This is a genomic window from Sphingomonas sp. Tas61C01, from assembly GCF_052567495.1.
The window spans coordinates 1,807,936-1,822,449 of record NZ_CP199583.1; the positions used below are offsets into that span (position 1 = coordinate 1,807,936).

Genomic DNA, 14,514 nt, shown 5'->3' on the forward strand with positions numbered 1-14,514 from the left:
CTACGGCGATAACGTCGCGAACAGGGCCAGGCAGCTAACCATCAGAAAGCGGACACTGGGCACCCCCGCCGCTCCTCGTGACCGAGCGGCTGTTTACCGCCGGTCGTCGCCCGAAATCGGACAGGCGGTTTTCCACAAAAACCGGCCGCTTGACCACCTGCCCCGCGAACTGAACAAATGGCGACTTTTCGCGATCGATGCCCAAAAGCGGACAGGCAGCTCTCCACCAAAGTAAACGTACGCGCCGCCCATCCTGCCACTTCAAAAAAAGTCCATCGCTTTGAAAATCGCTTGGAGGCTAGTCCTGATTGGACGAGTCAATCCCGCAAGCGCGGCAGAAGACGGCATCTCTCCGGCTTTGATCCTAACAATCAAGATACCGCATTGCTGCTCTGTCCGCAGCGCCTGAAGATCGGATGTTGAAGTTTCTCGCGCCAGCCCTCGTCGAGGCTCACAAACCCCAGCTTCAGGCCTTCAATCACTGTGGGAACGATTGGGGGCACGGCATCGGCGTTTATGCGAAATAGCGCACGCCTCAAGCACGTTAGCCGAGGATGGTGGTGCCGCTTACAGGACCCTCGGTCACAGGCTAGTCCACGGTATTCACGGCGTTTTATCTGTGAATACCTTTGAAGCGCCCCCAAATACGCCCCCAGTTTCAACCTTGGTTACGCACGTTCGGATCAAGGAATATCGGCAGCCACATTTGCTCCTCTCCCGCGATCTTCATGGTGGGAAGCGGCCTTTCCGCTTCCGGACGTGCACACCGCGAAATCAGACGTTCGTTCACCGGACAGGCAGCGACCGCTTTGCGCCCTAATTCCGGTCATCTAAGTCTGTTCGCTGAGCACCCGAAAGCGGACATCCGTTTCGTGCCGGCGCAACTGCTATAGCGTTGGCCGTGTACATTGAAGAGGAGCGTCAATCATACGCCGCGAGCGTACCGTTGTAGTTGCCGAAAGGAACCTATAGAGAACGCTCTCCATCGTTTGAGTAAGCGAGCCGTCCCGAAGATATTTTGGGATCAGCGCTACTTTCGAAAGCGAGAACGGCAGGACGAATAGAACCGATCCGGATCAAACGGGCAGGATAGAACAGGTGAGCGATTTTACAGGCGCCCGGGGGTCCAATACCGGCGACGATTTCCATGAACTCTGGGCCGCACGGCATGCGATGCGGCTCCTCGATGACCGCGATCCGCTACAGGCAATGACGGTCGAGGGCATCGTCCCGACCGACGCGACCGGTGTGGTAGATTCGACTTGGGATGGTGTCGATTGCGCGCTCTACGAAGGTGGGCGCAGCGCGTCGGTCGCCGATCGCATCGTAATCGAACAGCTCAAATATTCGGCGGCCAATCCTACGGCCAGCTGGACTGTCGCGCGGATTTGGCAAGGCGAAAAGCGCGAGGACAGCGTGCTCCATCGCTTGGCGAAAGCCTGGTCGGGAATCCGGAGATTGAAGCCCAAGGGCCCGATCGAGGTATCGCTGGTCACCAACCAGCCCATTGCCGAGGCCTTGGCTGCCGCGACGGTGAAGGTCGCGACCGGCGATGTCGCGGTGCCGCGCGACCGTCCGAAGGGGCAGGCCACGGACGAAATCAAGCTGGCCTACGCTTCTGGCTTGGCCAAAAAAGATTTGCCGCTCTTCGCCGGCGCGCTCCGCTTCGACGGTAGCACGGGGTCTCGCTTCGCCATCGAGGACAAACTGCTCGGCGACATGGCCGGCTGGACCGATCTCGAGATGCAAACGGCGGTCGCCAAACTGCGGCAGTTCATCCGCCATCGCATGCGGCCGGAGTTCGCGGGGGAGGTGATCACCAAGGAGAAAATACTCATCGGGTTGGGCGTCGCGGACATGGGCGCGCTGTTTCCATGTCCTGCGGAACTAAAGCCGGTCGCGAACCGGGTGCCGCGGGCAAGCGTAGCCGACGCGGCCTCGAAACTTCTCGCCGGCGAGCAGCGCATCTGCCTTCACGGTGTCGGCGGAATCGGCAAGACGACTGCGCTCCAGCAGATCGAGGCGACCCTCCCGGATCATTCGGTCATGGTCACCTTCGATTGCTATGGTGGCGGCACCTATCTCGACGCGGCTGCGCTGCGGCATCGCCCGATCGACGCTTTTCTGCAGCTAAGCAACGAGCTTGCGACCCGGCTTCGATTGCCCATCCTGCTCGGCCGGCATCAGTTCAGCGACCCGGCACGGCTGTTCTGGAATCGTCTTTGCCATGCCGCCAAGGCGCATGCGGCCGAATATCCCGATGGCCTGATCGTGATCGCAGTCGACGCGGCGGACAATTCCGTCACCGCCGCCGCCGCCCGCAAGCCGGCGGAACAGAGTTTCATTCGGGATTTTCTCGAACTGGGCGAGCTGCCAGCAAATGTGCGGTTCGTCGTCACCGCGCGCACCGGCCGGTTGCCGGAGATCGCTCTGCCTGGCAATTATGTGCCGATGGAGCTCCGGCCGTTCAGTCGTGCCGAGACCGAAGCCCATGTGCGTTCGGTCTGGAACGCGCCGGCCGAGTGGCTCGATCTTTTCCATGAGCTGACGCACGGCGTGCCGCGCGTCCAGGCCTATGCCTTGGACCTGGGCGTGGCTGCGCCAGAACTCGCCATCGACCGCCTCCTGCCCGGCGGCCGGTCGCTGGATCAGGTATTCCGCGAACAATTCCGGCTGGCGCTCGGCAAGAGCGGCAATCCGGCTGACGTCGCGAAATATTGTGCAGGACTGATTGCGCTTGCCCGCCCTGTACCGCTGACGGACCTGAGCGGCGTCCTCGATATCCCCGTCCCAGCGCTGATCGACATCTGTACCGACATGGCACCGGCGATCCGTTTGCGCGACGGCCAGGTCGGGTTTGCCGACGAGGACTTTGAGGATTTCGTGCGCAAAGAGGGCGCGTCGGCACTTAACGAGATTACGCGCCGAACCGCCGAATGGCTATTCGCGCGGTGCAAGAGCGATGCCTATGCCGCGCAGCACGTCGCGGGCGCGCTCCTGTCTGCGGACCGCGGCGCCGATCTGCTGAACTTGGTCGAGGAAGAACCGTCCCCGCCCGTGATCCTCGATCCCGTGGAGCGCCGCGAAGCCGAGCTTACCCGCCTGCGTCTTGCGATTCTCGCTTGTCGCCAGGCGGGCGATGCTGCGCGCGCGATGCGATTCGTGTTGATCGGCGGCGAGGGGTTGAAGACCGAGCGCGCACTCCGTGCGCTGCTCGCAAACAATCCTGATCTTGCCGTGCGCTTTGCGCCGGAGACATCCGGGCGGCTGATCCTGACCGACTCTGAGCAGATCGCCTATCATGGCGCCTTTCTGATCCAGAAGCAGGTCGTCGATGCCATTGCGGGCGATCACGTCTCGCTCCGCGAAGGCAGGCGTCTGATCCGCGCATGGATGGCCGAGCGCCAGGACAGCACAGCCGAGCGCGACCGGCGCGACTGGCGAGTCGACGTTTCCGATGTCACGGCGAACATCGAGACCGTGCTGCGCGCAAAGGGGCCGGCAGAGGCACTGGAAGCACTTGGCACCTGGCGACCGAGGCGGCTGCGGCTGAAGGTCGCAAGGCAGCTCGTGCCCCGCCTTCTTGCGCACGGCGAGGGCGATCTCCTTCATCGGATTCTTGCAACCGGTGTCCTGAAACCTTGGGAAGAGCCGTTCCTACTCGTGCCGATGACGATAGCTGGCGAGACTGTCGATCCGAGCCGCCTCGCGGCAGGAATTGCCGCGCTGCTGCGGCGTCGGCTCGACATAGGACGCTTCCTGTCGGCTCAGACATCGACGACGGATTTGCGTGGCTGGATTATCGATATCATCATGTCGGGGTGCGAGCTGCTGGCCACCGAGGCCGCGGCGAAGACCATGGTGGATGACTTTCTCGACGCCATTTTGCGGCCTGCCAACAGACGGATCGAGAATCAGTTCATCAGCGCGACCGCAAGTCTGGACTTGCTCTTTCGTGCGCATGCACTCCGTGCTGCCCGTGCTAAGGCGACGCCGGTATCGACCGACCTATATGTCCCGCGTCCCGAGCCGGAAACGAAGGAAGAGAAAGAGCGCCGTGCTTGGCGCGAGAACGATGCGGACCGCAAGCTCAACGAACTCACAAACGCGATCTTCCCGATCTACGCGGCCACTGCAACGGCGCTGGTCGTCGCTTCTGTCCCGGCCGCCCTCGCGGAAATGCTGGAAGCGGCAGCCAGGAAGCGCGAAGACAATAGTTGGCGTCTGGCGCGCGATTTGAGCGGAAGCGCGCTCGCCCAGGCGGCGGCGCGCACCATGATGCTTCTGGCCGCGCGCGGCGCCGATTCCAACCTGCTGCTGTCCACGGCGCGGCGCGTGCATGGACGATGGGGAACCGGAGACCTTGCCCCCGATCTCGCATTCGGAGAGCGCATCGCGCTTCGCTCGGAACTGCACGCCGACATGCTCGCCGATATCACCAAATCGGTCGTGGCCATTCGCGGACGTCGTATCGGTGCAGACGAAAAATCAAAGGCGCTGCTCGCTTATGCGCGTCTGTTGGTGCCGATCAGTCCCGACGATGCCAGCGCGATCTTCCAGAGCGCAGTTGAGGCGGCGAGCCAATTGGATCGGGAGATCATTGGACAGCTGAAACTGCTGGCGGTGCTGTTCAAGCAGGGGTGCGCCGATGTGGCGGATCGACGCACAGCCGCACGCGAGCTCTCCGAAGTGCTGGCCGACGCCGCGATCCGCCTGGACGGCGAGGGAGAGCTTCCATGGGATTCCGTGATGGACGCCCTTGCCCAGCTCGACGTTCCAGTCGCCCTGGCCAATGCCGCCAAATGGGAAGACGCAAACCTCGCAAGTTTTCGAGAGACGCTCGAGCCTGTCCTGAAATCAGGTTTGGCGACCGGCCTGGTTTCGCCGTCTGTCGCTATGGCACTCGCGCTGATGATGCAGGGCGATCACGGCGTCGTCGAAGCATCGTTGCAGCATCTTCCCTCCGATGCCCCCCTTGCGTCGTTTTTGGAAGAAGCCGCCTGGGATGCGCTCATCCGGCACAATCACCGTGACAACGTTAAGCTGATCGCGCGTGTTGAAAAGGTGCAATCGCCGGGATTCATGGGGAATGCGCTGCTCCAACGCGGCGCGTTCCTGGCTAAATTGCCCGAGGTAAAGCGGGGTCGCGCCTCCGGCGGATTGGGAGGTATCGACAGGACCTCCAAGGCGACGACGCCCCGGCCTGGCTGGGCGCGGGATGTCCTGCTCGACACCGAAAAGCTCGAACAAGAGATCAAAGCGGCGCTCAACGTCGCGCGTGCGAGCAAGAATTATATCGCTGCCTCCGAGGTTGTCGGATGGGCCGCTTGCAATGTTGACCTGCGGGATCGCACCGCTTTTCTGGACGCCCTGTCCGGCGTGAAGATTGGCGTAGGCGGTGAAGTCGTCGAGCGGCTTTTGACCCTGTTGCCGCAATGGGATTCCCTGGCAGTTCGGCATTGGGCATCGTCGAAACTTCCGGGCGTGATTACCCGCCGGCTCCCGGATTTCATTCGCTACATCGCGCACGGCGAGACGTCGCTCCCCACGGCGATCGAATGGACCGGGATGGCCTCCGCTTCGGTCGTCGATCTTATCCTCCGCGGGGTGGAACTGCACGGGCAAGCATTCAGCGGTGACCAAGTCTTTGCCCTGGCAGTGTTGATTGCGGGCCATCTCGGATCGCAATCGGCGGCTGGCACGGCGACCTGGTATGCGCGAAGACTGGCAGACCGTATCGACCTCGAAGACCGCGACCAAATCTGGGCGTCGGAAGACGTGCCTGTTGGCATCCCCGAGGCCGTTGCCCGCTTCTTGTATGCATGCATGGGCGATTACGATGTCCGAGTCCGATGGCGTGCCGCACACGCGATGCGGCGTCTGGCGAGGCTCGGCGCAACCGCGGAGCTGCAAGCGCTGACTCGCGAGCATGGCCGCAAGACCGAGACCGTATTTCGTTCGCCCGCTCTCGATTTTTACTGGATCGCCGCGCGGATGTGGTTCGTCATCGCGTTCGATCGCATTGCGGGCGAGGTGCCGCAGGTCGCCACGCTCGCCGGCACGGAACTTCTGCGCACAGCATTGGATCAGGATTTCCCGCACATTCTCCTGACAAGCTTCGCGCGCGACGCTTGTCTCAAGCTGGCCGCGGCGAGCGTGCTTCCGCTTGATAAGGACACCCGGCACGCTCTCGAATGCGTGGGCAAATCGACCCTCGAACCGGTCGAACGTCCGGATTGGTCTGCACGCGGCACGCGAAAACCCCTTTCGGTCGACAAGGAACGACGCTTCGATTTCGATCCCATGGACACCATACCCTATTGGTACGATCGCGTGCTCGATGCCTTTGCCGATGTTTCCCAGGCGCAGCTGCTCGCCGAAGCGGAAAACTGGATCATCGACCGCTGGGGCTATGACGGAAAAATCCGCTCCTATGAAGCCGAACGCCGCGGTCACCGGTTCTCGGAGCGGGAATGGTCGCTCGCCAGCAATGGGCATGGGGCGAACCCGACACTGGAAAGGCTCAACACGCATCTCGAGTGGCACGCCTTATGGTGCGCGGTCGGTCAATTGATGAAAACCGAGCCACTCGCGGCAATCCCCGATAGCGATTGGGATGCCATGGCTCGGAGGGTGTCGGGCGAAATGCTTACCCAGCCGCCGCACTGGGCCACGGACATTCGGCAACCCGTGCCGCTTCGCGAGGACTTCTGGCGCCAGCCCAGCGAGCCTCTGGGCACGTGGGTCGATCAAGTAACGGAAGCCAAGATGCGTAGTGAGCTAATGCCGGCGGATCGCCCGGAATATCTGCTGGTTGCCGGAGGTTGGCGGATCGCCACCTACGAACGTTCCGAGACAGTTGCGTTTTCGAGCGCGCTTGTGGACCCGGAGCTCGCACCATCGCTGCTGCGCACGCTCCAGACGATGGAGAGTGCCTGGGACTATGGGTTCCCGCGAGACGGAGACGAGTCGGATCATGACGAGGCCGAACACGGCCCATACCAAATGATCCCATGGCTTCGCACGATCTCGGCGGTTGGCGATATCGATGAGCTCGATCCGCTGCGCGGGAATGCCAGCCTGATCGACTGGACGCCGGGCCGTCGCGTGTCCGGAGCGCACGGCCTGGCCCGAAACGATGAAGGCAGGATCTCTTGGTCCGCGCCCGGCAAGCCGCCCATGTTCCTCTACGAGGTTTGGGGAGAGAATGAGCGCGACGAAGAACGCTATCAGGCGCAACAATTCGTGGCCGGCCGTCGGCTTTTGGTTGAGCGCGAGCAATTGCGGGAATTTCTGGCAGCCGAGGGTCTCGAGCTGGTGATCGAAGTGGAGATCAGACGTGAAGGACGTAACAGTCGACGAAGCTATGACGCGGAAGATCAAACCCCCGAGGCGGCGTACGACAGAGTCTACCGCTTCGACGGGGCTGGGAGATTCCACGTCGCCGAAGGATACATTGGGCGTTGGACGGGAGATCGTTCGGCAACTTCAGCTTGATGCCCGCGGCGAACTTCCGACACGATGGATGGCACATCATCTCGCCCAGTTGATCGAGATCGCCGAGCGAAGCGATGGGAACGAACGTAAGTCGGCGGAGGATCGCGCTGTCGACCTCATTCTAAAGCTCTGGACGAATCGCCGAGCTCTCCCAATCCCGGCTGACCCCTTGGCGGGATATGGCCCGGCCATCAAGGTTCTCGCTTCTATGGTGCCCGGTGGCGATCCCTGGCGGATATATGGCCGCAGGGAGACGAGTGACGATCTGCTGCGCGAGATGTACGCTGCGCTGGTACATCTGGTGATGAGCGGCCTGCTCCTAACCCGCGGCCCTGAGATCCGCGCGATCGACAATGCGGAATGGCAAGCGCTTACCGATGAAGAGCGAGAGCTTGTCGCCTTTTTTGAGCGCTGGCGGGCATTCTTTGCAACACCGGTGCCCAACAAGGCAGATTTGAAGAGTCTCTACGAAAAATTGATCAACGGTGACTTCGAGTCACTGAAAGATCAACCAGCACCGTCAGGGCAGAGTGAAGAAGTCTCGATTGATGTGGAAGGCGAGCGCCGCGCGATCTTGTCCTATGTCGAAGTTTTTCAGGAGCGCTTGGAGAAGCTGGTTGAAAAATGGCACGAGACTCTGGCGGATGATATGGCGGGCGAAACTGATAATAGTGGGGACGATGCGTGGCGTTTTTCAAACGCAGGACGAACGGTTTCTGCTGTCGATCGATAGCCCCTAGTGACGGCATCTTCATCGCTGAAAGTCCGCTTCGCTGGGTATCTTCCCGGCATCTGCCAGTCCGCAAACGGCCCAAGAGCAGCTCGGCAACGTTGGGCGCGAGCTGCCGGTCGGCAAAGCGCCCCCAACAACGGTCATTTCGCCGACCGGGAGAATATCCCAGAAGCGGACATCGCTAAGCCGCTGAGCGGAGGAGCTGCAAACGTTAGCTATTGGGCGCGCTTGGCGTTCAATTAGCCTGCGGCTACCGGACGTGAGAAGAAATGGCGAATGCGGCGCGCTCAACTGTCGCGTTGCAACACCACGCGTCTCGAGGACTGCAAAGGGGGAGAGCCCCTTTAGCTAATCCCCAGCCATCGGCGGGTGTCCGACTCGCTTGGCAATTCGGTGTCTAGTTGATCTTCGAAACCATGAACCGGAGAAAAGGGCATCAGGTCGGGCATCGTGAACGGCTGCCCATGGAGGTGCACTATCAACGCACGTGTGAGCGAGATGATATTGACCCAACGCAGGCCGATGCCGTGCAGCAAAGCGAGCTTTTGGGCCTCGATTTCAACGGGCACGTCCCGCCCACCACGGTTGCGAGGCGAATATTCGAAAATGCTCGTAAGTGACTCCGCATTCAGCCTCACGTTGATCAGTCTAATTTCATCAATGAGCTTCGCCAAACCCTGATAGGCATCCGTTTGAACATAGCCGCCGCTCACGTTGTCGAATTCTAGAAAGAGGCTAGATGTTAGGGCGTCTGCTACAACCACGAGTTCGAAGGGCGACACGCCGAGCAAAGCGAGCATGAGCGTGCTAAATCGATCCCACTCTTGTCCGGAGAGATCGACAAAATCGCCCTGCTTGGGCGAGCTTCTAAGACCATGCGCTCTCCAATGGGTGATAATCGCATGGCGCGGATCCAGGGCGTCACCCTTATGTTTAAGGAGCAGCCGCTTCAGTATGCCGATGAGTTCGTACTGAAGCGCTTGACGGTAAGCGGCTTCGTCCGCTGTGAGACCTCCGAAGGTCAGTGGGTGGAGGACATCGGCTACGTCACGAAAATTCTTGAACGTGTGAATCCAGTTGCCCGTAGGTTTTGTGGTTCCGCGTTCAACGGCCAAGGCGGTTTCTAAATTTCTGCCGACCTCCGCAATGAAGGAGGCGACAAACTTCGCATTAGTCGAGAACGGGCTCGGGGAATTTATAATATCCTCACGTTCTTTCTCGTGCATTTCTAGGGACGCTAGGTGTTTGGAAAGCGCCCTGCGATCTTCACGTAGTTGCCACACTTGATCCCTTACAAGCGTGACGATGCGCAGTCCGTGCGCCCTATGCCGGGCGTATGCGTACCTGTACTCCTGCTGTGTGATGCTGATCTGATTGGTCTTATCGTACCAGCCGCCTACACGGCTACCTATCAGAAGTATAAAGTAGTCGGCTTGATCTATATTCGACAGGCACGCATCGTAGGAATGCTGGTTCAAGTCTCCATTGAAGTCCCGATACTCCGAGGCCAAGACTCGGCATCCCCGGCTTTCCAGATGATACCTGATTGCGCCTCTTAAGTCCTCGAAGTCATAGATCGTGGAAGAGAGGAAAAAGGTAGGTCGTTTCGACATGGCGGAGCCTTTTTCGGTTCAAGTCGGTGCGTTGGAACCATCAGAATTCGGCGCTGAACTTATCGCGAGATGTGTGCGGTAGTACCGCACAAACTTGGCAAGGGGTCATGCTAGCCCCCGTTGCATCCCCCCGCTCAGTAAGCTCTATCGACCGCAGCACTTTTTGTACTTCCGGCCGGAGCCGCACACGCAGGGCTCATTTCTTCCTACTCTGGCGCGAGCTTTGAGATTTGCAGTCGCCCTCGGAAACTCCGATATCGTCTGTTTGGTCGCCAGCATTTGCGGCGTCCGGAAAAACCTCAGCTCCTAATCTGCCTCCTCGTAGTAGGCCCGTCGCTCTGCGTTCCAGTCCTCAAATTCCATTAAAAGCAAATCTTCGGAATTTGTTTTGCCCGCGAATTTCGGCGCGTCAGTCGCAATGCCGATCACTCTCTTAATGGCCGGCATTCTGAGCTTTGCAGCGCCACATGCTATCTCAAGCATGCCGGAACGTACCTCCCGATAGGTCTCTGAATTTCGGAGATCATCTGACGCTTTGAGCTGGAGAAACACGTACACCGTGCCTTCGTAGAATGAGGGCATTAGCGAGACGTTACGAACCAGCGGCTCATCGGACTCAGGGAAGTTTCTTATCGACTTCAGCATGAAGTCCGAAAGGCCGCGCCGAGAAAAACGCGGCTCCATGGCCATGAAATGCAAGGCGCTCTTGCCGTGGAAAGGCTTGCTGTTTCCGCCAAGCACGCCCTTGAGCGCATTGTTGGACGTGATCTGTAGCAAGCGATCCCAGAAATACGAAGTTTGGTTGGCTGCCTTCCGCCGCGCATAAGGCTCGCTGCGTTCAAAATCGAACCACTCGCCCTCACCGATATGGACCGTTTCGAACGCGTCGAGCGTACCGATCATGTGGCGGTTTTTCGTCTCGTCAAAATTAAGGAAGTAGTGTGCAATGGCATCTTCTTCCCCGCAATACGATAGGGCGTGACGCTGTATGGCATCCAATTTGGCATCCAGATAAGCCGTGAAATCAAAGATCGTATCGAGTTCGTTCAGGGCGATCTCGAGATTCTCTGTATCGAGAATGTGAACGGGTTGTTTCCGGTCAATCTGCACAAAAAACGGGTGATCGAAACGTTCGTCTTTCTCGTCGTAGGAGATCGCCAAGCTACCCGAAACGTTTGCCGAAGAGGCTCGCTTGCAAGCCTCTTTCACGCCATGCGCAACAACGATCTTATGACACCGCACCTGACTTAGATCGATAGGGATGGGAAATGGCTGGTTCTTCTGAGGATCCAGATAGATCGATCGCCCGGAGCGAATGTACCTTTCCGCGCCGTGGGCGGTGGCAACCTGCTTGTCGATGACTTCCTTGCGCCAGCGCCTCCAAGCCAGATCAACATCTTCTGGATTTTGGTCAAATCTTCGATTTTCTCGGTCGAAGAAAATCAGAACTTCATTTTCAAAGACGACGAGCAGGTCACAGAGTTCTTTCCCGTCGTCGCGGCACGGATTGGGATAACTCCAAAGTCGCAAAAAGGTGCGGTCGCACAATTCTGCCAATAGCCGCTCAGTAGGCGATACCCCTTCCGATTTTGAGATAGCCATGCCGGATCATATCATGGATGGAACGGCACGTTCCATCAATTACGACATACGTATCGGCAACGAAAGCAACGTCATCGCTGATGGGTGACCGGCGGGAAGCCGCCCGCAGGACCGCATGAGATATTCGTCCTCCACTCGCCGCTGGTCACCTAGTGTCGTATCTGACCCCCCGAGATGAGCCGGACGGCTGCAATTGGGCCGGCTGCAGCTTGGCAGCTTCCGGGCGCCAAATCGCGCGGAGCTGGTTGCGCATTCCCTGAAAGTCGCAAATCGGCCATACGAGCCTTTTCGTCGTTGCCATCGCGCTTATCGTCGAGCCGCCGGAAGGGAGATGGGCCGTTGAAATTTGTCGTCGAGTTCCGATCCGGTGAATCGCCCAAGACCAACCGCTATCCTCATGCCGTTCTCGTTCAAGACAACTGGGACGACTATGGTTACAAGACGACGTTCAACGTCACGCTGCATGTCTCTGCGAACGAAAAGTATGAGCTTGGCAATATCAAGGTGATCGAGGCGGGCCGCACCAGCGGATATACTGAGATGCCGAAGCGGTCATTCGAAGAGCTTCCCGCTGGCCATGCCTCATTAGGCGGCGATCTCGAATACTACGAGACACTGTACAAGCTGGGTCGCGGCGTCTTCGAGCCCTATCTGCGGGGACTCCGCGACGTTGCCTTCGACGACGAGGTCAAGGCAAGTGTTGAGGACAGCGAAGCCTACAGGGTATCGCTTCTCCGCTTCAGTGGTGCTGAGCGAACGATCAACGACGCCTCGCGCCTGCTGCGCGCGACGGCCTTACCGACAAAACGGCGCAGTGCCGGGTTCAAGGTGAAGTTCAAGACAAGGGTGGCACGTCGCTCCAACGCTTTCACGGTCGAGTTCGACTTTCGGCGGCGCGGCCGATTGCCGAACCGCATCAACGCCCTGATCGGCTACAACGGAACAGGCAAAACGCGACTACTCTCAAATCTTGCGATCGTGGCAAGCGGATATGGCTATGGCAGCAAGGAAGACCTGCTGGACAACGCGGCCGGCCGGTTCGTCGGCACCGCTCCGCCATTCAAGACCGTTGTCGTAATCTCCTACAGCGCCTTTGACACTTTCGTCATTCCAGGGCGCACCGAGGAAGAAAAGGAAAAGCTCGAGGAGAGCGGCGAAATCTTCGGGTACGTCTATTGCGGACTTCGCGAGCGCTCGGACGACGACGGGCCCAATGGTGAGCAAGCCTACCGGCTGCGCACCCCGGCAGAGATCGAGGCCGAGTTTCTGTCAGCACTTGAGCGCGTGCGCGAGGCCGATCGGCTCGAAGCCCTTCTCGATGTGCTCAAGCCGCTGCTGCGCGATCCGTCGTTCCAGCGCATTGGGTTGACCCAGCTCTACGCCAATCGGGACGATGAAGAGTTGGGCGAATTGTTCCGAGGACTAAGCAGTGGGCACAAGGTGGTGCTGAAGATCGTGACCGAACTCACCGCGCATATCTCGGGGTCCGAACCGACGCTGGTCCTGATCGACGAGCCTGAGACCCACCTTCATCCGCCGCTACTTGCTGCGTTTCTAAAGAGCGTGCGGGCATGTCTCGATGCCTTCGACGGCTACGCCGTGATCGCAACCCACTCGCCCGTGGTCCTGCAGGAGACGCCGGCGAAATTCGTTCAGGTGCTCCGTCGGGCGGCCGACCAGAACCGCGTCGCCGCGCCCGGTGTGGAAACCTTTGGGGAGAACATCGGCGTCATTACCCAAGAGGTATTCAACCTCGGCGACGGCTCCACCGACTGGCACGAGACGTTGAGCGCGCTCGCCCGTCGGAATACGCTGGAGGAGATCGAAGAAGCATTCGGCCGGAAGCTGGGCTTCGCGGCGCGGTCTTACGTCCTGAGCATACGCGATGAGATCGAGGAGTAGCGGATGCGTTCCATTCCGTTGCTCGCCGTCGATGCGATGCGGGTGTTCGATGCGATCGCCACGGCCAAGCACGCGCCAAGACGGGCGCGCATGCGGGCGGCGCGAGAGCGCGTGCTCGAAGCCTATGAGGCGTATGAACAGGCTGCTCCTGAGGTGGGCGACCTTAACGAAGCCGCGCTGACCGACCATCAGAAGGAAGCGATGCGGCACGCCTTCACGGTCGAGACGGCGCCGATGACGGACCTCCGCGGCAACTTGCTCAAGCGGGTCAGCGTCGCTCGCTGCCCGTTTTGCGGGATCAGCGAATCTTCCACCCTCGATCATTATCTGCCGAAGGAGCAATATCCCGAGTTTTCGGTTTTCCCGAAGAACCTCGTCCCGAGTTGCGCCATGTGCAACACGCGCAAGCGGGATCGCGTTCTGGACGAAGGCACGGACGTGCGTCTGTTCTTACACCCGTGCTTCGACGCAATCCCTGATCTGGCGTTCCTGACCGTGCGCACGCGCATGGAAGAGGACGCATTGGTGTTGTCGTATCGCCTGACGCGGCCGGCCGGGATGACGGTCAGAACCTTCCAGCACCTCCAATCGCATTTCCGCCTTCTCGGTTTAGCCGATCGGTATCGACTGATGGGGCTCGAGCATCTGGGCGGCCAATATCCGGCGCTCCGGCGAGCGTATGGAGCGGGTGAGGATGCCGAGCGCGTTGCGAATAAGCTCATCGAAGGAGCAGAGGATTTCGAGGAAGCGGCGGGGCCGAACTACTGGCTTGCCAAGCTCTACCGGGCCCTAGCTGCCAATGATGACTTCTGCGACGGCGGCTTCGAGGCGGTGCGAGTTCACTCGCGACCTCAGTAATTGGCGGCTTGGTCACCAGCACGACCTAGCCTCCGCCGTCCGGCGATCGCTTTTTGCATTTTAAGAGGCGAGTCAAAAAGCGCATGGTGGAGATCGATCGGCGGAGGCGGCACGCTGCGGGCCTGCGAGCAACGTCAGAAGGCCGGTCCCTAGACAGCGCTCCAGGCGCGCGAATAGCGGCTGCTTCCATGGTGCGGTCACGCCCAACGCGACGTTCCGCTGTCGGTCCGGTTCTTGCCGTTGAAGTGCGTGACCGGCCAATGTCTGCTTTAGTGGGCAGCGTTCCTGGAAGCTGCCAGTCGGCAACCG

General features: G+C 59.9%; 7 protein-coding genes and 2 pseudogenes. 5 read left to right on the top strand and 4 right to left on the bottom strand.

Going from position 1 to position 14,514, the window contains the following annotated elements; translation table 11 throughout:
• The first annotated feature begins 1,098 nt into the window (after positions 1-1,098).
• From ACT009_RS08485 to ACT009_RS08495, 3 genes and pseudogenes are all read left to right on the top strand, one after another.
• Positions 1,099-7,497: a hypothetical protein gene (locus ACT009_RS08485; RefSeq protein ID WP_445193898.1), complete on the top strand. Its 6,399-nt coding sequence runs from the start codon at positions 1,099-1,101 to the stop codon at positions 7,495-7,497.
• 28 nt (positions 7,498-7,525) lie between these two features.
• On the top strand, positions 7,526-8,230 hold the full coding sequence (locus tag ACT009_RS08490; RefSeq protein ID WP_445193899.1) for a hypothetical protein: 705 nt from the start codon (positions 7,526-7,528) through the stop codon (positions 8,228-8,230).
• Between the two features lie 258 nt (positions 8,231-8,488).
• Positions 8,489-8,578, top strand: a pseudogene (locus ACT009_RS08495) (DUF4113 domain-containing protein); the annotation flags it as partial.
• Here ACT009_RS08495 and ACT009_RS08500 read toward each other — a convergent pair.
• The 4 genes and pseudogenes from ACT009_RS08500 to ACT009_RS08515 form a co-directional block, all read right to left on the bottom strand.
• The gene (locus ACT009_RS08500; RefSeq protein WP_445194134.1) at positions 8,575-9,456 is read right to left on the bottom strand and encodes a hypothetical protein; all 882 of its coding nucleotides are present in this window, start codon (positions 9,454-9,456) and stop codon (positions 8,575-8,577) included. The pseudogene ACT009_RS08495 and the gene ACT009_RS08500 overlap by 4 nt on opposite strands.
• A gap of 123 nt (positions 9,457-9,579) precedes the next feature.
• A pseudogene (locus tag ACT009_RS08505) lies at positions 9,580-9,843 on the bottom strand (DUF4062 domain-containing protein); the annotation flags it as partial.
• Positions 9,844-9,987: 144 nt separating this feature from the next.
• Positions 9,988-10,122 carry an SEC-C metal-binding domain-containing protein gene (locus ACT009_RS08510; protein WP_445193900.1) on the bottom strand — a complete coding sequence of 45 codons (135 nt, stop codon included), beginning with the start codon at positions 10,120-10,122 and terminating at the stop codon, positions 9,988-9,990.
• 27 nt (positions 10,123-10,149) lie between these two features.
• Positions 10,150-11,445 carry a hypothetical protein gene (locus ACT009_RS08515; protein WP_445193901.1) on the bottom strand — a complete coding sequence of 432 codons (1,296 nt, stop codon included), beginning with the start codon at positions 11,443-11,445 and terminating at the stop codon, positions 10,150-10,152.
• A 339-nt stretch (positions 11,446-11,784) separates the two neighbouring features.
• On the opposite strand from ACT009_RS08515, the gene ACT009_RS08520 reads away from it, so the two are divergent.
• The gene (locus ACT009_RS08520; protein ID WP_445193902.1) at positions 11,785-13,347 is read left to right on the top strand and encodes an AAA family ATPase; all 1,563 of its coding nucleotides are present in this window, start codon (positions 11,785-11,787) and stop codon (positions 13,345-13,347) included.
• Between the two features lie 3 nt (positions 13,348-13,350).
• The gene (locus ACT009_RS08525; RefSeq protein WP_445193903.1) at positions 13,351-14,205 is read left to right on the top strand and encodes an HNH endonuclease; all 855 of its coding nucleotides are present in this window, start codon (positions 13,351-13,353) and stop codon (positions 14,203-14,205) included.
• The last annotated feature ends 309 nt before the right edge of the window (positions 14,206-14,514 follow it).

What these genes read in the sequence shown, in the direction of transcription:
- ACT009_RS08515 (WP_445193901.1), bottom strand. Translation starts at nt 11,445, where the DNA reads ATGGCTATCTCAAAATCGGAAGGGGTATCGCCTACTGAGCGGCTATTG.
- ACT009_RS08490 (WP_445193899.1), top strand. Translation starts at nt 7,526, where the DNA reads ATGGCACATCATCTCGCCCAGTTGATCGAGATCGCCGAGCGAAGCGAT.
- ACT009_RS08500 (WP_445194134.1), bottom strand. Translation starts at nt 9,456, where the DNA reads ATGCACGAGAAAGAACGTGAGGATATTATAAATTCCCCGAGCCCGTTC.
- ACT009_RS08510 (WP_445193900.1), bottom strand. Translation starts at nt 10,122, where the DNA reads ATGCTGGCGACCAAACAGACGATATCGGAGTTTCCGAGGGCGACTGCA.
- ACT009_RS08525 (WP_445193903.1), top strand. Translation starts at nt 13,351, where the DNA reads ATGCGTTCCATTCCGTTGCTCGCCGTCGATGCGATGCGGGTGTTCGAT.